The sequence below is a fragment of the Halomonas sp. H10-9-1 genome, from assembly GCF_040147005.1.
Lineage (GTDB): Bacteria > Pseudomonadota > Gammaproteobacteria > Pseudomonadales > Halomonadaceae > Halomonas.
On sequence record NZ_JAMSHO010000001.1, the window covers coordinates 2,838,458 to 2,864,789 of the forward strand.

Annotated in this window: 23 protein-coding genes; 11 read left to right on the forward strand and 12 right to left on the reverse strand. The window is 67.9% G+C overall.

Annotated elements, in window-relative coordinates; genetic code table 11:
- Positions 1-18: 18 nt before the first annotated feature.
- Together NFH66_RS13035 and purE are read right to left on the reverse strand one after the other, a co-directional pair.
- On the reverse strand, positions 19-1,131 hold the full coding sequence (locus tag NFH66_RS13035; RefSeq protein WP_349611737.1) for a 5-(carboxyamino)imidazole ribonucleotide synthase: 1,113 nt from the start codon (positions 1,129-1,131) through the stop codon (positions 19-21).
- 63 nt (positions 1,132-1,194) lie between these two features.
- A complete protein-coding gene (gene purE / locus NFH66_RS13040) occupies positions 1,195-1,713 on the reverse strand; it encodes a 5-(carboxyamino)imidazole ribonucleotide mutase (RefSeq protein ID WP_349610653.1) in 519 nt (172 codons plus the stop codon).
- 243 nt (positions 1,714-1,956) lie between these two features.
- Between purE and NFH66_RS13045 the strand changes: the two genes are divergently transcribed.
- Positions 1,957-2,535 carry a hypothetical protein gene (locus NFH66_RS13045; RefSeq protein ID WP_349610654.1) on the forward strand — a complete coding sequence of 193 codons (579 nt, stop codon included), beginning with the start codon at positions 1,957-1,959 and terminating at the stop codon, positions 2,533-2,535.
- Between the two features lie 60 nt (positions 2,536-2,595).
- Here NFH66_RS13045 and NFH66_RS13050 read toward each other — a convergent pair whose 3' ends face one another.
- The 7 genes from NFH66_RS13050 to NFH66_RS13080 form a co-directional block, all read right to left on the reverse strand.
- Complete coding sequence (locus tag NFH66_RS13050) at positions 2,596-4,596, reverse strand: TRAP transporter permease (RefSeq protein ID WP_349611738.1); 2,001 nt, start codon at positions 4,594-4,596, stop codon at positions 2,596-2,598.
- Between the two features lie 28 nt (positions 4,597-4,624).
- Positions 4,625-5,110, reverse strand: a complete 486-nt coding sequence (locus tag NFH66_RS13055) for a DUF1850 domain-containing protein (RefSeq protein ID WP_349610655.1) — start codon at positions 5,108-5,110, stop codon at positions 4,625-4,627.
- A 12-nt stretch (positions 5,111-5,122) separates the two neighbouring features.
- The gene (locus NFH66_RS13060; RefSeq protein WP_349610656.1) at positions 5,123-6,082 is read right to left on the reverse strand and encodes a TAXI family TRAP transporter solute-binding subunit; all 960 of its coding nucleotides are present in this window, start codon (positions 6,080-6,082) and stop codon (positions 5,123-5,125) included.
- A gap of 159 nt (positions 6,083-6,241) precedes the next feature.
- Positions 6,242-7,456 (reverse strand): NnrS family protein, encoded by a 1,215-nt coding sequence (locus NFH66_RS13065; RefSeq protein WP_349610657.1) that lies wholly within the window; start codon positions 7,454-7,456, stop codon positions 6,242-6,244.
- 11 nt (positions 7,457-7,467) lie between these two features.
- A complete protein-coding gene (locus NFH66_RS13070) occupies positions 7,468-8,472 on the reverse strand; it encodes an ABC transporter substrate-binding protein (protein ID WP_349610658.1) in 1,005 nt (334 codons plus the stop codon).
- The gene (locus NFH66_RS13075) at positions 8,469-9,215 is read right to left on the reverse strand and encodes an ABC transporter ATP-binding protein (protein ID WP_349610659.1); all 747 of its coding nucleotides are present in this window, start codon (positions 9,213-9,215) and stop codon (positions 8,469-8,471) included. Before NFH66_RS13075 ends, NFH66_RS13070 begins: the two co-directional genes overlap by 4 nt.
- Position 9,216: 1 nt before the next feature.
- Positions 9,217-10,011: an ABC transporter permease gene (locus tag NFH66_RS13080; protein ID WP_349610660.1), complete on the reverse strand. Its 795-nt coding sequence runs from the start codon at positions 10,009-10,011 to the stop codon at positions 9,217-9,219.
- Between the two features lie 196 nt (positions 10,012-10,207).
- Here NFH66_RS13080 and NFH66_RS13085 point away from each other — a divergent pair, with 196 nt between their 5' ends.
- Positions 10,208-12,295, forward strand: coding sequence for a TonB-dependent receptor (locus NFH66_RS13085; RefSeq protein WP_349610661.1), 2,088 nt, complete (start codon positions 10,208-10,210; stop codon positions 12,293-12,295).
- Between the two features lie 32 nt (positions 12,296-12,327).
- On the opposite strand, the gene lhgD is transcribed toward NFH66_RS13085, so the two are convergent.
- Complete coding sequence (lhgD, locus tag NFH66_RS13090; RefSeq protein ID WP_349610662.1) at positions 12,328-13,524, reverse strand: L-2-hydroxyglutarate dehydrogenase; 1,197 nt, start codon at positions 13,522-13,524, stop codon at positions 12,328-12,330.
- Between the two features lie 128 nt (positions 13,525-13,652).
- Between lhgD and NFH66_RS13095 the strand changes: the two genes are divergently transcribed.
- On the forward strand, positions 13,653-13,931 hold the full coding sequence (locus NFH66_RS13095) for an XRE family transcriptional regulator (RefSeq protein ID WP_349610663.1): 279 nt from the start codon (positions 13,653-13,655) through the stop codon (positions 13,929-13,931).
- 77 nt (positions 13,932-14,008) lie between these two features.
- Here the strand turns inward: NFH66_RS13095 and NFH66_RS13100 are convergent, their stop codons facing one another.
- Positions 14,009-15,211 (reverse strand): ISL3 family transposase, encoded by a 1,203-nt coding sequence (locus NFH66_RS13100; protein WP_349607353.1) that lies wholly within the window; start codon positions 15,209-15,211, stop codon positions 14,009-14,011.
- A gap of 322 nt (positions 15,212-15,533) precedes the next feature.
- Between NFH66_RS13100 and dsrO the strand changes: the two genes are divergently transcribed.
- From dsrO to NFH66_RS13130, 6 genes are all read left to right on the forward strand, one after another.
- Complete coding sequence (dsrO, locus tag NFH66_RS13105; protein WP_232911358.1) at positions 15,534-16,310, forward strand: sulfate reduction electron transfer complex DsrMKJOP subunit DsrO; 777 nt, start codon at positions 15,534-15,536, stop codon at positions 16,308-16,310.
- On the forward strand, positions 16,294-17,502 hold the full coding sequence (gene nrfD, locus NFH66_RS13110; RefSeq protein ID WP_349610664.1) for an NrfD/PsrC family molybdoenzyme membrane anchor subunit: 1,209 nt from the start codon (positions 16,294-16,296) through the stop codon (positions 17,500-17,502). The genes dsrO and nrfD overlap by 17 nt, the downstream gene beginning before the upstream one ends.
- On the forward strand, positions 17,495-20,611 hold the full coding sequence (locus NFH66_RS13115; RefSeq protein ID WP_349610665.1) for a molybdopterin-dependent oxidoreductase: 3,117 nt from the start codon (positions 17,495-17,497) through the stop codon (positions 20,609-20,611). The genes nrfD and NFH66_RS13115 overlap by 8 nt, the downstream gene beginning before the upstream one ends.
- 158 nt (positions 20,612-20,769) lie before the next feature.
- Positions 20,770-21,636 (forward strand): putative selenate ABC transporter substrate-binding protein, encoded by an 867-nt coding sequence (locus tag NFH66_RS13120; protein WP_349610666.1) that lies wholly within the window; start codon positions 20,770-20,772, stop codon positions 21,634-21,636.
- Positions 21,636-22,289 (forward strand): ATP-binding cassette domain-containing protein, encoded by a 654-nt coding sequence (locus tag NFH66_RS13125; protein ID WP_349610667.1) that lies wholly within the window; start codon positions 21,636-21,638, stop codon positions 22,287-22,289. Before NFH66_RS13120 ends, NFH66_RS13125 begins: the two co-directional genes overlap by 1 nt.
- 2 nt (positions 22,290-22,291) lie before the next feature.
- Complete coding sequence (locus tag NFH66_RS13130) at positions 22,292-23,779, forward strand: PhnE/PtxC family ABC transporter permease (RefSeq protein ID WP_349610668.1); 1,488 nt, start codon at positions 22,292-22,294, stop codon at positions 23,777-23,779.
- A 15-nt stretch (positions 23,780-23,794) separates the two neighbouring features.
- Here the strand turns inward: NFH66_RS13130 and ilvD are convergent, their stop codons facing one another.
- On the reverse strand, positions 23,795-25,483 hold the full coding sequence (gene ilvD, locus NFH66_RS13135) for a dihydroxy-acid dehydratase (RefSeq protein WP_349610669.1): 1,689 nt from the start codon (positions 25,481-25,483) through the stop codon (positions 23,795-23,797).
- 139 nt (positions 25,484-25,622) lie between these two features.
- Between ilvD and NFH66_RS13140 the strand changes: the two genes are divergently transcribed.
- Positions 25,623-25,910, forward strand: a complete 288-nt coding sequence (locus NFH66_RS13140; RefSeq protein ID WP_349610670.1) for a type II toxin-antitoxin system HigB family toxin — start codon at positions 25,623-25,625, stop codon at positions 25,908-25,910.
- Between the two features lie 2 nt (positions 25,911-25,912).
- On the forward strand, positions 25,913-26,317 hold the full coding sequence (locus NFH66_RS13145) for a helix-turn-helix domain-containing protein (protein WP_349610671.1): 405 nt from the start codon (positions 25,913-25,915) through the stop codon (positions 26,315-26,317).
- The last annotated feature ends 15 nt before the right edge of the window (positions 26,318-26,332 follow it).

Here is a 26,332-nt window from a genome sequence, read left to right on the forward strand (position 1 = left end):
TCGGCCCGGCACCTCGTCCTACTCGAAGCTGAAACGCGGCGCCGGGGCGTCCGGCAACAGGGTCGCGCAGGCACGCACCCGTTCCAGCAACTCGGCGTGGGTAGGCGCCAGCAGGTTGATATGGGCCAGCTTGCGGCCGGCACGCTCGCTCTTGTCGTAACGGTGCAGGTGGGTGTCCGGCAGGGCCAGGATCTCGGCCACCTCGCCCTCGCGACCGATCACATTGACCATGCAGGTGGGCATGCGCGCCGCGGTGTCGCCGAGCGGCAGCCCCTGGATGGCACGCAGGTGGTTCTCGAACTGGCTGGTCACCGCGCCATCGATGGACCAGTGGCCGGAGTTGTGCACCCGGGGCGCCATCTCGTTGGCCAGCAGGCTACCGTCGGCGCACTGGAACAGCTCCAGGGTCAGCACCCCCACGTAGTCGAGCGCGTCGAGCAGTGCACGGATATAGCCGTCGGCGATCTGCTGCACGCGCTCGTCCAGGTCAGGCATAGGCGCGATGGAGTAGCGCAGGATACCGTCGACGTGCTGGTTTTCGGCCATGGGATAGAAGGCCACCTCGCCGTCACGACCGCGCACGGCGATGATCGACACCTCGCGCACGAAGTCGACGAAGGCCTCGACGACAAGCTGCGGGTGGTTGATCGTACGCCACACCTCGGCCGCCTCGGCGGGGTCCTTGAGCACCGCCTGGCCCTTGCCGTCATAGCCCTCGGTGACCGACTTGGCCACCACCGGGCAGCCCAGCTCACGGGCCGCCGCCTCCAGCTCGTCGGCATGCTCCACTAGCCGATAGGCCGGGGTGGGGATGCCCAGGCGGTCGAACAGCGCCTTCTCCTCGGCGCGGTTCTGGCAGACACGGATCGCCTCGCTCGACGGATAGACCGGCCTGACCTCCTCGATCGCCTGGACCAGCGAGACCGGCAGGTGCTCGAACTCGTAGGTCACCAGGTCGACCTTCTCGAGGAAGGCCTCGAGGTGCTTCCTGTCGGTGTCGATCATCACCTCACCGATACCGGCGCTAGGGTGGCCGGTGGTGTCGAGAAAGGTGAAGCGGTTGGCCAGGGGATAACCGGCCAGGGCCAGCATGCGGCCGAGTTGGCCGGCACCCAGGACGCCGATGTTCATGGTCTTTTCCATCACCTTCTCCTCACTCGTCTTTCAATCAGGGCTGGCTATCAGGACTGGCTATCAGGGCCGGGGGTCGGGATTGTCGAGTACCGTCTGCGTCTGCTCGGCGCGGAAAGCCTCCACCGCGCCGCGCACGGTCGCGTCCTGCAGGCCAATGATCTGGGCGGCCAGCAGCCCGGCGTTGGTGGCGCCGGCCTTGCCGATGGCCAGCGTGCCCACCGCGATGCCGCCGGGCATCTGCACGATGGAGAGCAGCGAATCCAGGCCCTTGAGCGCCTTGGACTCCACCGGCACGCCCAGCACCGGCAGCGCGGTCTGGGAGGCCACCATGCCCGGCAGGTGAGCAGCCCCACCGGCGCCGGCGACGATCACCTGAAGCCCTCTCTCGGCCGCCCCCTTGGCGTAGTCGAACAGCAGGTCCGGGGTGCGATGGGCGGAGACCACGCGGGTCTCGTACGGCACGCCCAGGCGCTCGAGCATCGCCACGGCATGCTCCATCACCGGCCAGTCGGACTTGGACCCCATGATCACGCCGACCCTCGGCGCCAGTGTCTCGGACTGTATGGTATCGGACTGCATGGCCTACTCCTCGGCGACTGCCTCTGATGCGGAATGCGGAAAAGAGCGCATAAAGGAAAGCCGGACATTCTAGCGCCGTGCTCCTCGAGCGTCATCTTGACCAGGCGGACAGCCACGCCCGCGGGGCCGGCTGTCGCCGTCAGAAGACAGCCGATTGCATGTTTGATGCGCCATTGACTGCTAAGGTCGTGGTGAATGGGCAACAAGAAGAAGCCCATCTGGACCCCACCAAGGAGACTGACGATGAAGCGTTCCCTGATCTTTACCGCGGTACTCGCCGGTTCACTGCTGCTGGTCGGCTGCGACTCCGACAGCGAAGAGGCCACCCAGCAGGAAGAGACCCTCGAGCAGGACGCCCAGCAGACCGTCGACGAGACTGAGCAGGCCCTGGACGAGGCCGCCGCCGAGACCGAACAGGCCCTGGACGAGGCCACCACCGAGACCGAGCAGGCCCTGGACGAGGCCGCCACCGAGACCGAGCAGGCCACCGAGGAGGCGGGAGAAGCGCTGGACGCCACCGCTGACGAGGCCGCCCAGGAGGCCAGCGAGGCAGCCGAGACCGCCGAAGCCGCAGGTGACGAGGCCGCCGCGGAGACCGCAAGCGCCCTGGATGCCGCCCGCGAGGCCACCGCCGATGCCGTGGACTCCGCCCGCGAGGCCACCGCCGACGCCGTGGACGCCGCCCGCGAGAAGACCAACGAACTGGTCGAAGGCGCCCAGGAGATGGTCTCCGGCACCGAAGAGGCCGCGGATGCCTCCGCCGAGGCCGAAGCCGAAGCCGAAGCCGAAGCCGAAGCCGAGGCCGAGACCTCTAGCCAGTAAGCCGCGTTCCGCGACCACGCCACGAAGGCCCGCCCGATTACCCGGGCGGGCCTTCGTGTATCAGGCCGTGGCCTCTCGCCTGCTCGCCTGCCAGTTGGCGACGATCAGCACCAGCATCACGGCGGCCCCGGCCGCCTCCACCACCAGGCTCGGGTAGAACACCGCCACGATGGCGGGCAGCAACAGCGCCCGCAATGGCCAGCCCATGCGGGTGAACAGATACCCCTCCAGCGCCGCGGCGAAGGCTGCCAGGGCCAGCAAACCGGTCAATGCAGTCCAGATCAGCAGCGGCCAGGGCCCGCCCATGATGATCTCCGGGTTGTAGACCATGAACAGCGGAATCAGGTAGAGCCCCTTGGCGAACTTCCAGGCCTGGAAGCCCGTCTCCATGGGCTTGGCCCCGGCGATCGCCGCCCCGGCGAAGCCGGCCAGCGCGATGGGCGGGGTGACGTTGGAGTCCTGGGAGTACCAGAACACCACCAGATGGGCGATCAGCAACGGGACACCGAACTCGGCGGTGAGCGCCGGCCCCACCAGCACGATCAGCACGATGTAGCTGGCGGTCACCGGCAGGCCCATGCCCAGCACCAGGCTGGCCAGCAGCACCATGACCAGCGCCAGCAGCAGGTTGCCGCCGGAGAAGGCCAGCATCATCGAGGAGAACTTCAGCCCCAGGCCGGTCAGGCCCACCACCCCCACGATCACGCCGGCCACCGCGCAAGCCATGGAGACCGCCACGGCATTGCGCGCGCCCAGCTCCAGGCCGCCGAGCAGTTTCACCAGGCCGCTGCGAGCGGCGCCGAGGAGCCGCTCACCGGTGACCGGTTCGCCCCGCCCCGGCGCCACGAAGAAGAACCACACCAGGAAGCGCAGCACCGCCACGCCCAGCATGGTGAGGATCGCAAAGTAGCCCACTCGCATCGGTGACATGTTCATCACCAGCAGCCACACCAGCACCGCCAGCGGCAGCAGGAAGTGCCAGCCGTAGCGCATCACCTCCCGCACCTGGGGCAGCTCGCTCTTCGCCATCCCCTGCATGCCCTGCTTGAGGGCGATGATATGCACGAACAGGTAGACGGTGCCGAAATACATGATCGCCGGCAGGATGCTGACCTTGACTACCTCCAGGTAGGGCATCCGCGTGTACTCGGCGATCAGGAAGGCCCCGGCCCCCATCAGCGGCGGCATGATCTGGCCGCCGGTGGAGGCCGCCGCCTCGATGCCGCCGGCCTGGTGGGGCTTGTAGCCCAGGCGCTTCATCAGCGGGATGGTGAAGGCCCCTGTGGTCACCACGTTGGCGATGGCGCTACCGGAGATGGAGCCCATGCCCGCCGACGCGATCACCGCCGCCTTGGCCGGCCCGCCCCGCTGGCGGCCGGTGGCGGCGTAGGCCAGCTCGATGAAGAACTTGCCGGCGCCGGTGATCTCCAGGAAGGCCCCGAACAGCACGAAGATGAAGATATAGGTGGCGGCCACCCCCATCGGCAACCCGAAGATGCCCTCCTGCCCCAGGTAGAGCTGCCCGACCAGGCGGTCGAGGCCGTAGCCGCGATGCTCCAGGATGCCGGGCAGCCACTCCCCCAGCCACGGCAGGCCGCCGCGCGGGCCGGCGAAGGCGTAGAGGATCGCGATCACACCGATCACCGTCATGCCCAGGCCCACCGCGCGGCGGGCCGCCTCCAGCACGGTGACGGTGGCGATGCAGCCCACCACGATGTCGGCCTGGCTCCAGAAGCCGGCGCGGTTGATGATCTCGTCGAGATAGAGCACCAGGTAGCCGCCGGTGACCAGCGCCCCGGCCAGGAAGGTGGCGTCCAGCAGCCAGCCCAGCAGCCCCCGCGCCCGGCGCGGGCCGAACACCGGGAACATCAGGAAGGCCAGCATCATGATCAGCATCAGGTGGATGCTGCGCTGGTAGAAGAGCCCCAGCGGCTGGATGCCGGCGGAGTAAAGCTGGAACAGCGACAGGCCCACCGCCACCAGGCTGATCAGCCACAGCACGGGACGGGCATGGTTCGCCTGGCTGCCGGGGACAATGGGGGAGTTGCCCGTTTCACTCATCATGGCTCTCTCAGGGTCGTGGGGTTGGTCATGGGGTGACGAGGCGCAGGGTCACCGCGCGGTCCGCCGCCAACCGGCTCAGGCTGATGCGCTCACCATCTACCACCAGGCGATGGTCGACGGCGAGGCTGCCGACCCGCAGGCGGTAGGCGTTGCCCGGCACCGGCTCGTCGAGATCCTCGATCCAGTAGCCGCCGTGGCCGTCGGAGACCTGGCGGCCGCGTCCGGGGATATGGTCGAGGCCGGCAGCGAAGTCGGGCAGGTGGCTACGCTCGAGCACCATGCGCCCCTCGCGGTGGCGATAGCAGTCGAGGACCGCGAAGCCCTCCACCGAGTGGTTCCACTCCAGGCACCACTCCTCGCCTTCGGGCATCGGCAGCGTCACCAGCGGCTCTCCCGCCTCGCTGCTCACCACCAGGCGGGCCTCGTCCTGGCCGCTCACGGGACCGGCCAGGACGAGGCCCGTACACAGCAGCAAGGCGGGCAACACGCCCCGCCCCGCTGTCAGGCGCATGTCATGCATCGTTCAGGGGCGCTGGTGGTCCTGAACCTCGGCGCCGATCTCTTCGTAGTAGCGCAGCGCACCGGGGTGGAAGGCGACCGGGGTGGAGCCGACGGCGAACTCGACGGTGGTGTCGTTGGCCGCCGGGTGCACCTCGATCAGCTCGTCGGTGCGCTCGAACAGCATCTTGGTGATCTGGTAGGCGAGCTCCTCGTCCATCTCGCTGCTCACCGCCAGCACGTTGGGGATGCCGATGCTCTGGACGCCCTCTTCCATGCCCTCGTAGAGGCCGGCGCGCAGCTCGTAGGGGGCGAATACCGGCACCGCCTCGCGGGCATTGGCGACCTCCTCGTCGGAAAGGCCGATCAGGCGGATGTCGCGGGTGGTCGCCAGGTTCATGATCGAGCTGGTGGGCGGCCCCACGCTCCAGAAGCCGGCATCGATGTCACCGTCGCGAATGGCGTCGGCGGTCTCGTTGAAGTTGAGGCGGCGCGGGTCGATATCGTCATAGGTGATGCCATTGGCCTCGAGCAGCGCCCGGGCATTGAGCTCGGTGCCACTGCCCGGCGCGCCCACCGAGACCACCTTGCCCTCGAGGTCAGAGAGGCTCTCGATACCGGAATCGGCCAGGGTGACGAGCTGCACGGCATTCGGATAGACCGAGGCCAGCGCGCGGATGTTATCGAGCTGGCGGCCCTCGAAGTCGCCGGTGCCGCTGTACGCCTGGTAGACGGTATCGGCCAGGGCCAGAGCGAGATCGGAGTCGCCGCGCCACACCAATCCCATGTTCTCCACCGAGGCACCGGTCACCTCGGCCACCGCCTCATAGCCCTCGATATGCTTGCCGATCATCTCGGCCAGGCCACCACCCAGCGGATAGTAGGTACCGCCGGTACCGCCGGTGGCAATGGAGAGCTGCTGGGCGGCGGCCAGCGGGGCCACCGCGATCAGCGAGGCGGCGACGGCATACTTCATGATACTCATGGCATTCCTCCGGTCCTGGAACCAGTTGGGGTATTGTCGTTGTCGACGCCCGGTTGACGTCCTGACTCAAGCTAGCACGCCAGCTGCGTGAGAGACTAACGGCATGATTTCTACGTTTTTCGAGATTTTCGGTAATGCCAGCAACGTCGCCTGCTCGCGTCAGCCTGGCAAGCCATCGGGTCGCGCCGTCACCAGGTAACGGGCATAGCCGAGGAGGTAGAGCCAGTAGGCGGCAAGCCACAATATCGCCGGCGCCAACATGCCCAGCAGCAGGTAGTGCTGGGGCCAGGCCAGCGGCGCGCCCACCCGCAGCGCACCACCCAGCGCCAGACACCCCAGCGCCGGCCAGATGACCCATGGCAAGACCAAGGGGCGGCCGGTATGACGCAGGCCGGCTATGCAGAAGACGGCAAGGATGGCGGTGCCGATGGCACCCATCGAGAGCGCATGGCGTCCCGCATAGGCGGGCCAGCTCTCCAGCAGCGCGGCCAGCCCCACCAGGACCAGCCCCACCGTCAGCCAGACGTAGGCCAGGGTCAGCAGCAGCAGGTAGAGCCGACCCATGGCGCGGCCCCAGGGCCACTCGGAGAGTCGATCGGCCTGGGCGGCCGCAGCAGCCAGAGCGACCCAACCGGTCACCGGGTGCCCCGCGGCCAGCAGGTCCGCCACCACGTACAGGCAGAGCACCGCCACGGCCAGGTGTTCCCGGGCCGGCGTCAGTCGCGGCGGCCCCGTCCGGCCGCTCTCCCTCAGCGCGGCCATGGCCACGACGCGCACGATGCGCGTAGCGGTTACCGCGATCATCACCAGCAATAGGTTGGCCGCCAGATTAAGCATCTCCAGCATACCCAACCGGCCGGGCATCCAGCCCAACCAGGCCAGATAGAAGGCCAGCTGAGAGAGTCCATAGAGCAGCAGCAGTCCCCCCAGGCTCAGATGCCGCCGCCCCTCCCCGCCCAGCAGGGCCGGCAACGCCCAGGCCAGAAGCGCTGCCACGAAGGCCAGGTTGACCCCCGCCACCACCAGCACCGGCAGACTCCCGGAGAGCCATGCCGTCACACGACCCGCCAGCCACAGCGCCACCAGCCCGGCCAGCCGCCTGCCGGAGATCGGCGCCACGCCCGCCCAGGAGGGCACGGCGGTGAGCAGGAAGCCGGCAAGGGCCGCCAGAACGAAGCCGAACAGCATCTCGTGGCCGTGCCAGGCCAGCAGTGGCATGCCCATGGGCAGGGAGATACGGTGAAGCATCCCACCCACCCAGGGCAGCAGCGCCAGCGGCGCATAGGCGGCTGCCAGCAGGAAGAAGGGGCGAAAGGCGTAGGCGAGGATCGTCCAGGGTCGCCCCCGGGCGGACTCGCTGAGTGCAAGCGACATGGCAGGCGTCCTCAGGAAGTCAGATCGAGATAGAAGCCGGCATCGGGCAGGCCGCCGCCGATGAAGCCCGGAGAGAGTTCGGCCAGGGCACCAAGGAAGCGCTCCAGGTCGGAGCGTGCCGCGGGGGCCTCACGCATCTTAAGCCGCGTACGGCGCACCGCCGCCTCCACCACCTCGGCGGAGAGCGGCGAGTGTACCGCGCCCAACCGTCCCGCCTCTGCGGGGTTGGCCAGGGTCCACGTCACCGCCTCGGCCACCGCCGCCTGGACGGCACGCACGCCCTCCGGATGCGCCTCAAGCAGCTCTCGCCGGCAGATGATACCGGCCTGGGGCAGCGCCGGCGGCTCACCGGTGAGCCTGGCCCACTCCTCCTGGAGGTCGAGTTCCAGGGGCGACAGGCCGAGTCCCACCGCCTGCAGACGAGTGGAGGAGCGCATCGGCTCCGGCAGCACGACCACCTCGAGGCGGCGAGCGAGAAACATCTGCACGGTCTCGAAGGGGCTGGCCTGGTAGGTAATCCGAAGATCCTTCCCTATCTCCATGCCCCGTCGACCCAGCAGGTAGCGCAGCACCAGGTCGGGCATGTCGCCACGCCAGGGCACACCGATGTGGCGGCCGGCGAGATCCTCGATACCCGCCAGGGGGCCCCGCTCGGCCAGCACGCCGAGGGTGCCCCAGACGTTGACATTGAGCAGCCCCACCTCGACGCCGCGGTTGTAGAGGTTGGCCGCCACGTTGGTGGGCGTGGCGGTGAGCTGAACCTCTCCGCCGGCCACCCAGGCCCGCAGCTGGTCGGGGTCACGCCAGGCGCGCAGCTCCGTCTCGCCGAACCACTCGGCCAGTCCCTGATGCTGCAGGGCCCGGGCCAGGATCACCTGGGGCAGGCCGTAGGGCGTGGCGGCTCGCAGGGGCGTCCCGGCGGCCAGACCGCTCACGGGCAGAGCCGCCAGCGTGGTGATGCCTGCGGCCAGCTTCAGCAGCCGCCGACGCTCGGGATCGATCATGGACGCTTTCATGACGCCACCGCCTCCTCTTCTTGACGGAACAGAAAGCTGCGGGCCACCGCGGGGTGGCGCAGCAGGGAACCCGCCGCCTCGTAGAGGAAGGCGGTATCACGCTCGGCGAAGGGCCGCTCGATGCGTTCTTCATGGACGATGCACGCCGGCGACGGTGACAGCACCACCACCCGGTGACCCAGGCGCAAGGCTTCGGTCAGATCGTGGGTCACCAGCAGTGAAGCGATGCCCCGGCGCGACAGCAGATCGATCAACAGCGCCTGGGCCTCGCTGCGTAGCCCCACATCCAGGGCGCTGAAGGGCTCGTCAAGCAGCAGCAGGTCGGCGTCCACCGCCAGGGCCCGAGCCAGGGCCACCCGCTGCTGCATGCCGCCGGAGAGCTCGTGGGGGAAGTGGTCGAGCCGTTCGCCCAGCCCCAGCTCCTCGGCCAGGGCGCGGGCCCGGGTCAGCCGCTCGGCCCGGGGCACACCCATCGCCTTGAGGCCCAGGGCGATGTTGTCGAGCAGCCGCCGCCAGGGGAGCAGACGCCCCTCCTGAAAGACCATGGTGCTGCGGCGAAAGCCATCCAGGACGCGCCCCTCGCCGGGGGGCATCAGTCCCGCCGCCAGGCGCAGCAGGGTGGTCTTGCCGCAGCCGGAGGGACCCACCAGGCAGACCGACTCGCCGGGCGCTACCTCGAGGTCGATGCCACCGATGATCCGCGACATGCCCAGCACATGGCCCACACGCTCGAGTTTCAGCATCTCAGAGACCTCCTAGCCCGGCTTGCCGCCAGGGCTCCATGCGGCGCTGCAGCGGGCGAAGCAGGCCGTGCTCGGCGGCCAGCAGCAGCACCACCACCAGCACGATCCAGGCCATGGCGCCCGCGGTATCCAGGTTGACCCGCGCCATGGCCAGCCCCGCCCCGATGCCATCCTCCGTGGCAAACAGCTCGGCCATTACCGCCACCTTCCAGGCCACCCCCAGGGCGGTCACCAGGGCGGGAAAGACGTAGGAGACGATATGCGGCAGGGTGATATCGATGAGGCGCATCAGCGGCGGCAGTCTGAAGACGTCGGCCATCTCCTGCAGGCGCCGGTCGAGGGTCAGGGCGCCCATCTGGGCACCGGCAAAGGTCACCGGCAGCGTCGTCGCCATCACCGTATAGACCGCCGCCATCGAGCCGCTGCCGAACCAGAGAATGGCCAACACGATCCAGGCGATGGGAGGAATGCCCAACAGCACCGTGGAGACCGGCTCCAGGGCACGTCCCAGAGTACGCGATGTGCCCGCCAGCACGCCCAGGGCGGTACCCGCAAGCCCGGCCAGGGCAAAGCCCAGCATGGCCCGCCAGGTGGTGGCCCAGATAGCCTCCGCGGCCTCCCCCGCCTGCCACAGCCTCGCCAGGGCCGCCAGCGCATCCCGTGGCCCGGGCAGCAGGAAGCTGCCGTAGGCCAGGCTGCCCCACTCCCACAGCGCCACGAACAGCAGCACCCCGGTCAGGCTCCCGCCCCAGCCGAGCAGGGTCGCCACGCCCCTTGATGGCAGCGAACCTTTCATGAGCCCACCCTCGCTTGCAAACAAGAATGATTCGATTTTGATTTATCTGGCGGCAACGAACGTTGACACCCGTCAACCGAATCACCGATGGCGTCCCTCGCTTCACTCGCCCGGCCATAAGCAAGATGTGACCTGAGTCAAAATGCGAATCTTAATAAGATGCATTATGTTCTCATCTTTATCGAGGAGACTCCCGATGTCACTGCACACCCGCCTTCACCATCTCACTCCCCTTGCGCTGGCTGTGGCCACTGCTGCCGGCGTCAGCCTCACCGCCTCGGCCCAGGAGGACCCCGCTACCCTCTCCACCCTGACCGTGACCGCCAAGGGCTACGAGGCCGATACCCTGGATACCCCCAGTGCCACCCTCACCCTGGACGCCAACGAGGCCTCCACCACCGAAAGCGTCGGCAGTCTCTTCCGCGGCCAGCCGGGCACGGCGGTACAGAGCGACGGCGCCTGGGGACAGAACCCGGTGCTGCGGGGGCTCCAGAAGGAGAGCATCGTGCTGCAGGTCGACGGGGTGCGCCTCAACTCGGCCCAGCCCCAGGGCGCCCTGGCCTCCTTCGCCAGTCTGGGGCTTCTGGAGAGCATCGAGGTGGTCAAGGGGCCCGGCTCCGTGCTGCACGGCTCGGGCGCCTTGGGCGGGGCTGTCAACCTGCGCACCCCCGACGCCACCTTCACCGATACCGCCACTCTCCAGGGGCGGGCATCGGCAAGTGCGGGTAGCGTGGACAAGAGCCTCGGCGGCGGCGCCATCCTGCAGGCCGCCAACCCCGACCATGCCCTGGTGCTGGGCGCCACCGGGCGTGATGTGGGGGACTACGACACGCCCGAAGGGCGAGTCGAGAACAGCGGCTTCGAGTCGGGCGCCTTGCTTGCCAAGTACGCCTTCCGACTGGCCGACGGCCACCGTCTGCAGCTCAATCTGCAGTATCAGGAGGATCGCGACGTCTGGTATCCCGGCTCGGCCAAGCGGGCCCCGAGCCCGGCACTCGGCACCCTGACCATTCACTCGCCGCGCCAGGAGCGGGAACTCTATGAGCTGAGCTACGAGGGCGAGATCGGCCCCGGCACCCTGGAGACCAGCCTCTACCGCCAGGAGGTGTTCCGCCAGATTCGCGGCTACTCGAGCGGCCTGGACCGCAATCAGGTGCGCAACGACGTCACCTTTATCACCGACGGCGGGCGCGCCCAGTACCGTCTGCCGCTGGGCGAACGCCACCTGCTGACTCTGGGGGCCGAGGCCTGGGAGATGACCGGCGACCCGCAACGCTTCCGCTTCCAGGGGCCGAGCGATGTCGAGGTCGCCAGCTCACCCTTCCGCAACGGCAGCGTCGAGAGTCGCGGCCTCTTCGTGCAGGACGAGGTAATGTTCGACGACTGGACCCTGATGCTCGGCGCCCGCCACGACAGCGTGACCGGGGATGCCGATATCAAGGGGAGCGGGGCGAACGCCACCACCGAGGGACTCAGGAACTCCAGCGACACCCTCTCCTGGTCCATCGGCGCCATCTACAACGCCGCGCCGCTGCTCAACCCCTATCTGAGCCTGGGCTCAGCCTACCGAGCACCGGACATGCGCGAGCGCTTCGAGGATGCCGAACGCGGCGACGGCTTCTTCCATCTGGGCAACCCCCGGCTCGACCCGGAGCAGTCCACCAGCCTGGAACTGGGCCTGAAGGGGCGCAGCGAGCGCGGCGAGTACCAGCTGGCCCTCTTCCATACTCGCATCGATGACTATATCGCCGGGCGCATCACCGGCATGACCAACCCGCAGGGCACGCCGATCAAGCGTACCGAGAACCTGGAGCGGGTGGAGATTCAGGGGGTAGAGGCTGGCTTTGCCATGCCGCTGCAGGGCAACCTGGCGGGGGGCGACTGGCGGCTGACCGGCAGCCTCACCTGGCTGCGCGGCACCAACAAGCAGGATGACGAGCCGCTCTACCAGATGCCCGCCCCGGAGGCGACCCTGGGCATCGGCCAGCGCCCCGAGCAGGGCTTCCACTGGCACGCCCAGGTGCGTGGCGTGGCCAGGCAGGATCGCACCGCAGACAGGTTCTCGAACGACACCGAGCAGGCAACCCCGGGTTATGCCACCGCCGATCTTGCCTTGGGTTGGAACTTCGGCCCGGCGGGGGGCTTTACCGCCCTGGAGGCGGGGCTCGAGCTCACCAACCTGTTCGATCGAGGCTATCGAGAGCACCTTACCGACCAGCCCGCAGACGACGACCTGCTGGCGCCCGGTCGCGGCGCACTGCTCAGCCTGCGCGGGCGCTTCTGAGGTAACCTCGGTCCAGAGGGGCCCGGCTGCCCTCAGGCGTCTGCCATCGCCTTGACCTGCCCGACGATATGGGCGCCGATGGGAAGTGCGGAGGTCGCCGCCGGTGACGGCGCGTTGCCCACGTTGACGGTACGGCGCGTATTGACGAACAGGAAGTCGTCCACCAGCCGACCGTCGCGGGAGACCGCCTGGGCGCGCACCCCCGCCGGATAGGGCTCGAGGTCTTCCAGGGTCAGGCAGGGACAGTACTTGCGTACCAGCTCCAGATAGCCGCGCCTGTGCAGAGAGTTCTTCATTTCGGTGAGACCCGGACGCAGGTTGCGGCCCAGCACCCTGAGGATGCCGGGGTTGGTGAACATCCGCGCCATGTCCGCGAGCGACACGTCGCGACGACGGTAGCCCTCGCGCTTGAAGGCCAGTACCGCGTTGGGGCCCACGGTGACCGAGCCATCGATCATCCGCGTCAGGTGTACGCCCAGAAACGGCATGGCGGGGTCGGGAATTGGGTAGATTAGATGATTGACGATGGCATTGTGCTTCGCCGGCAGTTGGTAGTACTCGCCGCGGAAGGGGCAGATGGTGAAGCCCGGATCGTGGCCCAGCATGCGCACCACCCGGTCGGCCATCAGTCCCGAGCAGCTCACCAGGTAGCGCCCGGTGAATTCGCCCGCGCCGGTGGTCACCACCACCTCCTGGCGGCGCTCCTCGAGGGCGGTGACTTCGGCGCCGTAGCGGATCTCGCCACCCAAGCGCTCGAACTCGGCGGCCATGGCGCGGGTCACCTCGGCATAGTCGACGATGCCGCTGGAAGGCACGAAGATGCCGCCCAGCCCGGTGATATTGGGCTCGCGCTCGGCCAGCTCTCCCGCGGAGAGCCACTCGCGCGTGAGGCCGTTGGCGGCGGTGCGCTCCCATAGCACCGCCATGCGCTGCATCTCGAGCTCACTGGTCGCCACCAGCAGCTTGCCGCAGGTGTCGTAGGCAACCCCCTGCTCGTCGCAGAACGCCTTGGTGGCCCGATTGCCCTCCAGGCAGAAGCGCGCCTTGAGGCTGCCCGGGGTGTAGTAGACCCCGGCATGGATCACCCCGCTGTTGTGGCCGGTCTGGTGGCGGGCCGGGCCGGCCTCCTTCTCCAGCAGCAGCATCCTGCTGTCGGGGTAGGCCTGCTTGAGCTGCATGGCGGTGGACATGCCCAGGATGCCGCCACCGATGATGATGAAATCGTGCATAGTGTTTTCCACGGAGAAGGTCACGAGCGAGGCAATCACAGTGCCACGAAAGCAGCATGCAATCGACACTGGCAAAAACACCGAAGAGCCCCCATAGTGTGCTTGTCGCAACCGCCAACTGGAGCATCATGAGCACGGCACGACAGTCCCGACCCGCGGAACTCCTGGACCCCCCGCGAAGCAGCCCTGACCTCGACGTCAGGGACTTGGAACAACGTACACGCCTCATGCGCATCGTGACCCGGCTGATCGCCGTGTCAGACCTCGGCAGCCGCGAGATCGCTCGCCGTGCCGGGCTGCCGATGCAGAAGATCAGCGACCTCCTCGCGGGGAAGCTGGAGCACCTCTCCATCGATGAGCTACGCCTCGTGCATCGCACCATCGAGCAGCAGGGGGCCACCCACTAGGCCGCCCGACCGCAGCATCACGCACTGCTCCCCGAACAGCGAACGCCCTGCCCCCACGGCAGGGCGTTTTTTCTGGTTCATCGCATTTTGCCGGGAAACGCGGCACGGATCTTCAGGAAGAAGTACGCCGTGTCGCGGTACCCGTAGGCCATCCGCTTGATGACCTTGATTCGGTTGTTCATACCTTCCAGCACGCTGGTGTTTAGCCGGTGGCGAGCACTGGATACGATGCCATCCAAGTAGGGCTCCAGCTTCTTGGTGAAGCGCACCAAGGCGTCGATACCGCTGCTCAACGCCATACCGGCCCACTCTTGCCAACCGCTGCGTGCCGTCGCCTCGTCCTCGGCAAACCACAGTGTCTTGAGCTGGTCTTTGAGCAGATACACCTTGGTCAGTGAGGCATTGGCGGCCAGCAGTTCCTCCAGCTTCACCGCTTGCTCAGGCTTGAGGTTGTCTTGATTGCGCAGCAGCAGCCAGCGGCTGCCCTTGATCACCTTGCGGGCCGCCTTGTCGTCGCGCAGCTGATTGGCCTGATCGACGCGCACCCGGTCCATCACTTCACGCCCGTACTTGGCCACGACATGGAAGCGGTCGTAGACCACCTCGGCGTTAGGGCACTGGTCCTTCACTTCGAGATCGAAAGACGCGTTCATGTCCATGGCGACGGCCTCGATCTGCTGTCGCGCATCACCCAACCATTCGAAGAACGGGCGGATCGCCTCCCGGGAGCGACCTTCGCCGATCCACACCACCTGCTGGGTGTCGGCACACGCAATCACCGTGGCGTAGCGGTGCCCCTTGTGGAGGGCGAACTCGTCCATCATCAGGCGACGCAGCCGCGTCGGGTCCGGCGCCGGCAGGTCACGCTGTAGGCGCTGCTTATCGATGGCCTTGACGGTATGCCAGTGCAGGCCGACCAAGTCGGCGACATGCCGGATCGGCAGCAACTCGACCAGACGCTCCACCCACTGGCGCAGCGTGGTGGTCACCGGTGAACGACCCGGCAACCAGTCAATGCGCTCGCGTGTCGGGCCGCAGACGGGGCAGCGCAGGCGACGTACCGGCACCTCCAGCTCCACCCGGTAGATCAGCAACGGCGCCTCTCGGACGCGACGGTGATGCACGTCATGGACGAGAAAGCAGGCATGGTCACAGCCGCTGCAGACTGGCGGGATCAGGTCATCAGGCGCCAACTGGAGCCGTAGTGTTTGCTCATCCAGGAATTCGTGATGGGCGACGGTGAAACCTTTCCAGAACAGGCAGAGCGGGGTAGCATCCATGGCAACGGCGGTATCCGTAGGCTGGGGTTTGTGGTGAACATCAGTTTACTCGGATTTACCGCCGTTTCTCTATCCCGCCTCTGCCTAAGGTTGCTTCGCTTTCACGCCAGTCTGCGAAGAACCTTTTTTCTGTCCTGTCGGACGCCGCATAAATCCTGAGTTTTCATTGGCTTGCGCAGCATTACGCCAACATTAAGACCTTGCTAACAAAATCTTGATCCGCATCAAGCCTATATACCTTGGTCGCAGGTAGCCTCCCGGTATCAGATTTACCCCTTGAATGCGCGGAAGACCCCGCCACACCCAGGCCACCGGAGGCGCCATGGACCCCATTCGCCGCACCCTTCTCGGCCAGCTGGCCCGCCTCAGTGCGGGTGCCGCCCTGATACCGCTCTCCAGCGTTGCCAGCGCCGGCATCAACCAGCAGCCACCCCGTCGAGAAGGCGATCCCAGCAAGCGCTACGGCATGCTCATCGACCTGCGCCAGTGCATCGGCTGCCAGGCCTGCACCGTGTCGTGCCATATCGAGAACGCCGCCCCGCTGGGCAGCTTCCGCACCACCGTCTCCCAGTACGAGGTAGAGCACCAGGAGACCGGTGAGGTCGCCACCTTCATGCTGCCGCGCCTGTGCAACCACTGCGAGAACCCGCCCTGCGTGCCGGTCTGCCCGGTGGAGGCCACCTTCCAGCGCCAGGACGGCATCGTGGTGGTCGACAGCGACCGCTGCGTGGGCTGCGCCTACTGCGTCAACGCCTGCCCCTACGATGCCCGCTTCATCAACGAGCGCACCCAGACCGCCGACAAGTGCACCTTCTGCGCCCACCGCCTGGAGGCGGGCCTGCTGCCGGCCTGTGTGGAGAGCTGCGTGGGCGGCGCGCGGATCATCGGCGACATGCGTGATCCGGAGAGCCAGATCAGCCGCATGATCGCCGAGCACCGCGACGAGCTGATGGTGCTGCAGCCGGAGAAGAACACCCTGCCCCAGGTCTTCTACCTCGGCATGGACGAGCGCTTCGTGACTCGCCCGGACGCCGAGCCGGTCGCCCTGGAAGTCCTCGATCCCCACGGCCAGGAGATGGGCTATGAATTCCGCCATTGAGCTGCTCGCCCCGCGCTACGACATCGCCTGGTACCCCTGGGCGGTGCAGTACTTCTTCATGATCGCGCTCTCCTACGCCACCCTGTGGCTGGCCGCCCCGGCGCTGGTGTTCGGCAGGAAAGCCTGGCTGCCCACCGCACGCCTGGCGCTGCTCGCCTGCCTGACCACCACCCTGGTGGCACCGGTGGCTCTGCTCGCCGACCTGCATCAGCCGCTGCGCTTCTGGCACTTCTATGCCTTTGCCAACAGCCACTCCTGGATGTCCGTCGGCAGCCTGATACTGCCCCTCTACGTGGTGGGCGTGATCGTGCTGGCCTGGCTCGCCTGGCGTCCGGCGCTGCAGGCCCATCGCCAGGCCCCCGGGCTCAAGGGCTTCGTCGCCCACTGGCTGTCCTTCGGCTCCGCCACCACCCCGCGCGCCCTGGTGGTGCTGGTGGGTCTGGGGACCCTCGCCCTCTCCACCGGCATCATGCTCTATACCGGCGCCGAGGTGGCCATCGTCAAGGCCCGCCCGCTGTGGCACACGGTGTGGCTGCCGCCGATGTTCGTGGCCACCGGCTTCATCGCCGCTACCGGCCTGATCCTGGTGCTCAACCGCGTGGCCGGTGAGCGCAGCACCACAGTCAGTCGGCAGATGCTCAAGGTGATGCTGGGGGCCTGCCTGGTGGCCGGACTCGTCGCCGGCAGCTGGTTCCTCGACGGCATCAACGCCAACGTCGGCTCCGTGGCCGCGGCAATGGAATCCGTGCGCGACAGCGCCGAGTGGCGCAGCACCGCCCTGTGGGGTGGCCTCACCGGCCTGGTCCTGTTCGGCGCCGTGCTCTACCTGCTCACTCGCCCCGCTTCACGCCGCCCGGCACTCTACGCCTGGGCCTGGGTGCTCGGCCTGGTGGCCTTGCACGTCGGCTGGATGTTCCGCTGGGTGGTGCTGATGGACGTGCAGACCGTGGCCCGCCACAGCGCCGGCTTCCACCACTACGGCATCCCCGCCGGCTCGTCCGGCATCCTCGGCATCGTCGGTACCTTCGGCCTGTGGCTCGCCGCCATCCTGCTGGTCGACCTCTGCATGCCCTGGCGCCAGGCCCGCCAGGGCGGCAGCGCCGCCGATCTTTCACCTGCCCCCCACGCCCCAACACCCCCCGACGCCCAGCGCGCTGCGGAAACCACCGAAGGAGCCCCCAGCCATGGCTAAATCTCCCGTCGACTCCTCACGCCGCCGCTTCATGAAGGGTGCCGTCGCCGCCGGCGGTGCGGCCACCTTCGCCGCCGGCTACTCCGACCCGCTGCTCAAGATGGCCAAGGGTGTCACCGGTAGCGCCGGCGAGAAGCCCGCGCACCGCATCCACGGCAATTCCCTGGCACCGGAGTACAGCATCGACCCCGAGAGCGGCAAGCTCTCCCTCAACCCCGACCAGCGCGTGGCCTTCACCGTCTGCTACGGCTGCACCACCAAGTGCGGCGTGCGGGTGCGCGTCGACAACGCCACCGACCAGGTGCTGCGCGTCTCCGGCAACCCCTACAACCCGCTCTCCTCCGACGAGCACCTGCCCATGCGCACCCCGGTGGTCGAGGCCCTGCGCGGGCTGAGCGCCTATGGCGACCAGGGCCAGCAGAACCGCTCCACCGCCTGCGCCCGCGGCAACGCCATGATGGCGCAGATCGACAGCCCCTTCCGCGTCACCCACTGCCTCAAGCGGGTCGGCGGGCGCGGCAGCCGTGAGTGGGAGAAGGTGTCCTTCGAGCAGTTGATCGAGGAGATCTGCGAGGGTGGCGACCTGTTCGGCGAGGGCGCAGTGGACGGCCTGTGCGCCATCCATGACCACGACACCCTGATCGATCCGGAGAACCCCGAGTACGGCCCGAAGGCCAACCAGTTGATGGTGATGGAGGCCACCGACTACGGCCGCTCCGCGCTGCTCAAGCGCTTCACCATGAACGCCTTCGCCACCCGCAACTACGGCCACCACGGCTCCTATTGCGGTCTCGCCTATCGCATGGGCTCAGGCGCGGTGATGGACGACCTGGCCAAGAATGCCCATACCAAGCCGGATATCCAGAATGCCCGCTTCATCCTCTATGTGGGCACCGCTCCCAGCCAGGCCGGCAACCCCTTCAAGCGCCAGGGGCGCCTGATTGCCCAGGCGCGCGCCGAGGGCAGCCTGGAGTACGTGGTGGTCGACCCCGGCCTCAACGCCTCGGCCTCCCATGCCGCCGACCACAACCGCTGGGTGCCGATCCGCCCGGGCAGCGACAGCGCCCTGGCCATGGCCATGATCCAGTGGCTGCTCGACCACGAGGGCTACGCCAAGGCCTTCCTCGAGCTGCCCGGCCAGCCCGCCGCGGACGCCGCCAATGAAGCGACCCACACCAACGCCACCCACCTGGTGATCACGGACCCGCAGCACCCGCGTCGCGGCCGCTTCCTGCGCGCCAGCGACCTGGGCCTGGCCGAGGCCGGCAGCACTGCCGACGTGCCCATGGTGGTGGCCGACGGCGAGCTTACCAAGAGCACCGACGTCATGGCCGCCGAGCTCTTCGTCGACCGCGAGGTCGAACTCGCCGGCTCATCGGCAGGGCCTGGCCAGAGCGTACGGGTGAAGAGCAGCATGCTGCTGCTGCGCGAGGCCGCCAACGAGTACCCCCTGGCCGAATATGCCGAGCACTGCGGCATCCCCGCGGCCACCATCGTCGACCTGGCAAGCCGCTTCGCCCGCCACGGTCGTCGCGCGGTGGCCAACTCCCATGGCGGCATGATGTCGGGCAACGGCTTCTACGCCGCCTTCGGCATGCAGATGCTCAACGTGCTGGCCGGCAACCACAACCGCAAGGGCGGCAGTGCCGTCGGCGGCGGCCAGTTCAACGGCGTGGGCGAAGGCCCCCGCTATGACCTGGCCAACTTCCCCGGCAAGCGCGGCCCCCAGGGCGTGTTCCTCTCCCGCTCGCGCTTCCCCTACGAGAAGTCCTCCGAGTACCGGCGCAAGGTGGCCGCCGGCGAGCCCCCCTACCCGGCCCGCGCGCCCTGGCGTTCACTGGCACCGCCCACCCTCACCGAACACCTGCCCTCGGCGCTGGACGGCTACCCCTACCCGATCAAGGCGTTGATCGGCTGCATGGCCAACCCCATCTATGGCCAGGCGGGCCTCGAGACGCTGATCGCCGAGAAGATCAAGGATCCCAGGCGCCTGGGGCTGTTCGTGGCCATCGACGGTTTCCTCAACGAGACCAACCGCTACGCCGACTACATCGTGCCGGACTCGGTGATGTATGAGGTGTGGGGCTTCACCGGCGCCTGGAAGGGCAACCTGGGCAAGATGACCACCGCCTGCTGGCCGGTGGTGGAGCCGCGTCAACAGAAGACCGCGGAAGGTGAACCGGTCTCCATGGAGAGCTTCTTCATCGCCACCGCCAAGCGCCTGGGCCTGGCCGGCTTCGGCGAGGGCGCGATCCCCGACGCCGAGGGCAACCTCCACCCGCTCAACCGTGCCGAGGACTTCTTCCTGCGCGCCGCCGCCAACGTGGCCATGCAGGGCGAGGCGCTGCCCGCAGCCGACGAGAACGATATCGCCCACGCCGGCCTGGCACCGCTGCTGCCAAGGCTTGCGCGCACCCTCAAGCCCGAGGAGCGCGGCCCGGTGGCCTACCTCTACGCCCGTGGCGGGCGCTTCGAGGACTTCTCGGATCACTTCAGGGGCGAGAACCTCACCCGCGCCTGGCAGCGCACCCTGTGCGTCTACAACGAGCAGGTAGGCACCAGCATCAACACCCAGAGTGGCCAGCCCAACCGCGGCGTGCCCTGCCATGGCCTGCCGCCGCTGGCCGACGGCCGCGCCATGCGCGAGGTGTTCAGCGAGGAGGAGTGGCCGCTGCTGGCGTTCTCGTTCAAGTCCAACCTGATGAACTCCTACGCCATCGGCCTCGAGCGGCTGCGCATGATCAAGCCCTACAACCCGGTGATGATGCACCGCCAGGACGCCGAGCGCTTCGGTATCGGCCACGGCGACACCATCCGCATCGAGAGCCCCGGCGGCAGCGTGGTCGCCCTGGCGCTGGTCGGCGAGGGGGTGATGCCCGGCGCGCTGGGTATCGAGCACGGCTACGGCCACCGCGACCTGGGGGCCACCCCCCATGTGATCGATGGCGAGGCCCAGCCCGACCTGGAGTGGCTGCGCGCCGGCATCAATATCAACGACCTGGGCTTCAAGGACCCGACCCGCCGCGTGGATGGCACCTGGCTGGAGCCCATCAGCGGTGCCGCCGTGCGCCAGGGCCTGCCGATCCGCGTGACCCGGCTGGAGGCCTGAAGGGCGGTGCGTCGCCCTCCGGGGCGACGCACTTTCCCTGCAGACCGACCCGACGCCCGGACTATCCGATCCGGGCTATCCAATCCGGGCTTCCGATATCGGAAGCCCGGGTGTTTTTGGGTATCATGCGTGCTCCTATCTCCCGCAAGGATCACCCCATGCTTCGATGCCTGTCTCACGCGTTGGCGGCAGCGCTACCGCTGCTGCTCGCCTCCTCGCTCGCCGCTGCCAGTCCCTTCGTGTTTACCGCCATCCCCGACGAGGACGAGACACGCCTGCAGGAGCGCTTCCAGAAGGTCGCCGACTACCTCGCGGAGGAGCTCGAGGTCGAGGTGCGCTTCGTGCCGGTGAAATCCTACGCCGCGGCGGTCACCGCCTTTCGCAACGACCAGGTGCAGCTGGCCTGGTTCGGCGGCCTCTCCGGCGTGCAGGCCCGCGAGCGCGTGCCCGGCTCCCGGGCCCTGGCCCAGGGCGTCGAGGACGCCGAGTTCCGGACCTACTTCATCGCCCACGCAAGCACCGGCCTGGAAGAGGGCGCAGGGCTCGTCGAGGCCATGCGCGACATGACCTTCACCTTCGGCTCCAAGGGTTCCACCTCCGGACGCCTGATGCCCGAGCACTACCTGCGCGAGGCCTTCGGCGAAGCGCCGGAAGAGGTCTTCTCGCGAGTCGGCTTCAGCGGCAACCACAGCCGCACCGCCTCGCTGGTCGCCTCCGGGGCCTACCAGCTCGGAGCCCTCAACTACACCGTATGGGAAAACGAGCTCGCGGCCGGCAACCTCGACGCCGACAGCGTCAAGGTGGTCTGGCAGACCCCGACCTACCCCGACTACCAGTGGACCATCCGCGGCGATGTCGACGAGCGCTTCGGCGAAGGCTTTGCCGACCGCGTCCAGCAGGCGCTGCTCGACATGGATGCCTCCGAGCTGCTCGAGAGCTTCCCGCGCTCCGGATTTATCCCGGTGGACAACGCCGACTACGAGATCATCCGCCAGGTCGGCCAGCAACTCGACATCCTCGACTGATGACCGCCCTCGTCCTCACCGATGTGGTGGCCGATTACGGCGGAGCGCGCGTGATCGGCCCGCTCGACCTGACGCTGGTACCCGGCGAGCGGGTGGCCCTGGTGGGCAGGAGCGGTGCCGGCAAGTCGACGCTGCTGGGTGTCATGCAGCAGCGTTGGCGGCTTCTGGGAGCCGCCCTGATGCCCCAACAGTTGGGCCTGGTACCCTCGCTGAGCGTGTTCCACAACGTCTATATGGGCGGGCTCGCCAGGCATCCCACCTGGTACAACCTGGTCAGCCTGGCGCGTCCCTTCCGCCGCGATATCGACGCCATCACAGCGCTGCTCGAGCCCTTCGGCATCGCCGACAAGTGCTGGACCGCGGTCGGCGAGCTGTCCGGTGGCCAGAGCCAGCGTGTCGCCGCCGCCCGGGCGATTCACCAGCGGGGCGACCTGCTGCTCGCCGACGAGCCGATCTCGGCCCTCGACGGCCCGCTTGCCGAGCGCGTACTGAGCGCCCTGGGCGAGGCCTACCCCACCGCGGTGCTGGCCATGCACGACGTGGACCTGGCCCTGCGCTTCACCGACCGGATCGTGGGCATCACCGAGGGCAGGATCTCCCTGGACGAGCCCAGCCATAGGCTTAACGCCCAGGATCTGCTGGTGCTGTACTGAGCATGCGGCACTCGGCAACCGTGCGCACCAGCCTGGGCTTCGTGGCGCTGGCCGTCGCCTGCCTGCTGGTGGCCGACTTCCAGATCAGCGCCCACGATCCCTGGGCGGAGCTGGGCCGCCTGTTCCTGGGGCTGGCACGTCCCGACTTCTCGGCCGTGGACTATCTCGGCGTGGCGCTCGTGCGCACCCTCGCCTTCGCCTTCGTCGGCGTGGGCCTGGGGGCCGCGGCGGGGCTGCTGCTGGCGCTGGTGTTTCACCATCGCGCGGTGCGTAGCACCTGCGCCTTCATACGCGCCATTCACGAGCTGTTCTGGGCACTGATCTTCCTGCAGTTCTTCGGCCTGCACCCGCTGACCGGAGTGCTCGCCATCGCCATTCCCTATGCCGGCATCTTCGCCAAGGTCTATGCCGAGATCCTCGACGAGAGCGACCCGCAGCCGTCGCAGGTGATTCCCCACGGCACCGGCCTGGTCTCGGCACTCGCCTACACCCGCTTCAGCCAGGCCTGGCCGCACCTGGCCACCTACACCGCCTACCGGCTCGAGTGCGGCCTGCGCTCCAGCGCCGTGCTGGGCTTCGTGGGCATGCCCACCCTGGGCTTCTACCTGGAGTCCTCGTTCGCCCAGGGCCAGTACACCACGGTGGGCGCACTGCTGCTGCTGTTCTACGCACTGATCGCCACTCTCAGGCTATGGGCACGCCCGCGCCTGCTGCCCCTCTACCTGCTGGCCGCCCCCTTCCTGCTCGGCGAGGGCCTGCCGATTCGCTGGCAGAGCGTCTCGCGCTTCTTCACCGAGGACATCGTTCCCGAACCCCTGCGCCAGGGCGAAGGGGTCGCCGGGCTCGCCCCCTGGCTGGGCGACCTGCTCGCCAACGAGGCGCTGCCGGGTCTCTGGAATACCCTGCTGCTGACCCAGATCGCCCTGGTGGCGACCGGCGTGCTGACGCTGACACTCTACCCGCTGGTCTCGCAACACTTCACGGGACGCCATATCACCGGCCGGGTGCGCGGCGCGCTGGGCCACGGTGTGCTGGTGATCCTGCGCTCGACCCCCGAGTACCTGCTGGCCTTCATCCTGCTCCAGCTATGGGGCCCCTCGATGCTGCCGGCCGTAGTGGCATTGGCCATCCACAACGGCGGCATCATCGGCCATCTGGTGGGCCAGCGCAGCAACGAGATCACGCTGCGCGCCGATGCGCCACGCGGCATCGAGCGCTACGCCTTCGAGCTGACTCCGCGGCTCTATGGCCCCTTCCTGGCCCTGCTCTTCTACCGCTGGGAGATCATCATGCGCGAGACCGCCATCCTCGGCATCCTCGGCATCGCCACCCTGGGCTTCTACGTCGACAGCGCCATCCAGGAGATCCGCTTCGACCGGGCAATGATCCTGATCCTGATCACCGCCCTGCTCAATATCGGCGTGGATATCCTGGCTCGTCACCTGCGCAACCGCCTGCGCCTGCGGCATACCGCCAGCTGCGAGCCCTGACGCCCCCCCCCGACGCTACCCCGGAGAGTCGGTCACCGCCCCGGTGCTGGCCGAGCTCACCGTGCGGGCGTACTTGGCCAGCACCCCGCGCGCATAGCGCGGTTCGGGCTGGCGCCAGGCCGCACGGCGACGCATCAGCTCCTCGTCGGAGAGCGCAACATCGATGGTATCGGCCTCGGCATCGATGGTGATCACATCACCGTTCTCGACCAGCGCCAGGGGGCCGCCGTCGAAGGCCTCGGGCGTGACGTGGCCCACTACGAAGCCATGGCTGCCGCCGGAGAAGCGTCCGTCGGTGATCAGCGCCACCTCGCTGCCGAGCCCCCGGCCCATGATCGCCGAGGTAGGCGTGAGCATCTCGCGCATGCCGGGGCCACCCCTGGGCCCCTCGTAGCGGATCACCACCACGTCGCCGGCCACCACGCTGCCATCGTTGATACGCGCCTGGGCCTCCTCCTCGGAGCCGAACACTCGGGCGGTGCCGGAAAAGCGCGTGCCCTCCTTGCCGGTGATCTTGGCCACCGCCCCTTCCGGGGCCAGGTTGCCGTACAGGATGCGCAGGTGGCTCTCGGCCTTGATCGGCGTGTCCAGTGCCGCGATGATCGCCTGGTCGTCGGGATAGTGGGCGACGCTCGCCAGGTTCTCGGCCAGGCTCTTCCCGGTCACCGTCAGGCAGTCGCCATGCAGCAGGCCGGCGTCGAGCAGCGTCTTCATCAGCGGCTGGATGCCGCCGATCGCCACCAGCTCGCTCATCATGTAGTGGCCGCTGGGTCGCAGGTCGGCCACCACCGGCACGCGCTTGCCGATGGCGGTGAAGTCCTCGAGGGAGAGCTCGACGCCGATGGTGCGGGCCATGGCGATCAGGTGCAGCACCGCATTCGTAGAGCCGCCCAGCGCGATCACCACGCTGATGGCGTTCTCGAAGGCCTTTCGGGTCATGATGTCCGAGGGCTTGATGTCATGCTCGAGCAGCGCGAGTACCGCGGCACCCGCCGCCTTACAGTCCTCCCGCTTGTCGTTCGAGACGGCGTTCTGGGCCGAGCTACCCGGCAGGCTCATGCCCAGCGCCTCGATGGCCGAGGCCATGGTATTGGCGGTGTACATGCCACCGCAGGAGCCGGGCCCAGGGATCGCCGTCTCCTCGATCTGCTTGAGCTCGATCAGGTCGATATCGCCGCGGGAGTGGGCGCCCATGGCCTCGAACACCGAGACGATGTCGGTGTGGCCCTTGCCGGGCAGGATGGTCCCGCCATAGACGAAGACGCTCGGCCGGTCGAGGCGCGCCAGCCCCATCAGGCAACCCGGCATGTTCTTGTCGCAGCCGCCGATGGCCACCAGGCCGTCGAAGCCCTCGCAGCCGGCCACCGTCTCGATGGAATCGGCGATCACCTCACGCGATACCAGCGAGTACTTCATGCCCTCGGTGCCGTTGGCGATGCCGTCGGAGATGGTGATGGTGTTGAAGATCACCCCCTTGCCGCCGGCGGCGTCGGCACCGGCGCTGGCATGGCGCGCCAGCTCGTCGATATGGCTGTTGCAGGGGGTGAGGTTGCTCCAGGTCGAGGCGATGCCCACCTGGGGCTTGGCGAAGTCCTCGTCGCCAAAGCCCACCGCGCGCAGCATGGCGCGGCTGGCCGCCTTGCCGGGGCCATCCACCACCGGGGCGGAATAACGACGACGGGGATCCTTCGGGGTATCGCTCATGGCAGGGCTCCTGTGAAGATGACGTGACCTTCAGAGGGTGGACCGCAACTCATGGGGCTGTCCATGGACGACCTGCCAACCTTGCCACATGAAGCGGAGACGACTACTCTTTATCGCAGAATGCGATAGAGCAACCGCCATGCATGTCATCACCCAGAAGCGCATCTGGGAAGCCAAGCAGAAATGGCCCCAGGCCGCCTCTGCCCTGGATGCCTGGTATCGGCTGATGAAGTCGAGCGAGCCTGGCAGCTTTGCCGAGATGAAGGCGCTGTTTCCCGCCACCGACAAGGTCGGCCGACAACATGTCTTCGATATCGGTGGCAACAAGATTCGCCTCATCGCCGTGGTGCACTATCGGTTCAGGAAGGTCTATATCCAGCACGTCCTCGACCACACCGAATACGACAGGGGCACCTGGAAGGAGTGAACATGACCAGCATCGTCCAACAGGCGGCCGCCCACTGGCGCTTCGTGGCCCCCCTGCTCAACGCCCCGGAATCGGAAGATGACTACGACGCCCTTGTCGCAGCGCTCGATGAGCTGCTGGAGCTGGTCGGTGACGACGAGGAACACCCCTTGGCAAGCCTTGCTTCCCACATGGGTGACCTCATCGAGGAGTACGACGATGCCAATCGCCCGATGCCGGAGGTGAGGGGGGCCGACATGCTCCGCCACCTGATGCAGTGGCATGGCCTCGACCAGTCGAGCCTGCCGGAAGTCGGCACCCAGTCGGTGATCTCGGAGATCCTGAACGGCAAGCGCCGCCTGAACGTTCGCCAGATCAAGGCCCTGAGCCAGCGCTTCGGGCTCCCCGCCGATCTCTTCCTCGACTGAGGGGCGCCTCCCCTC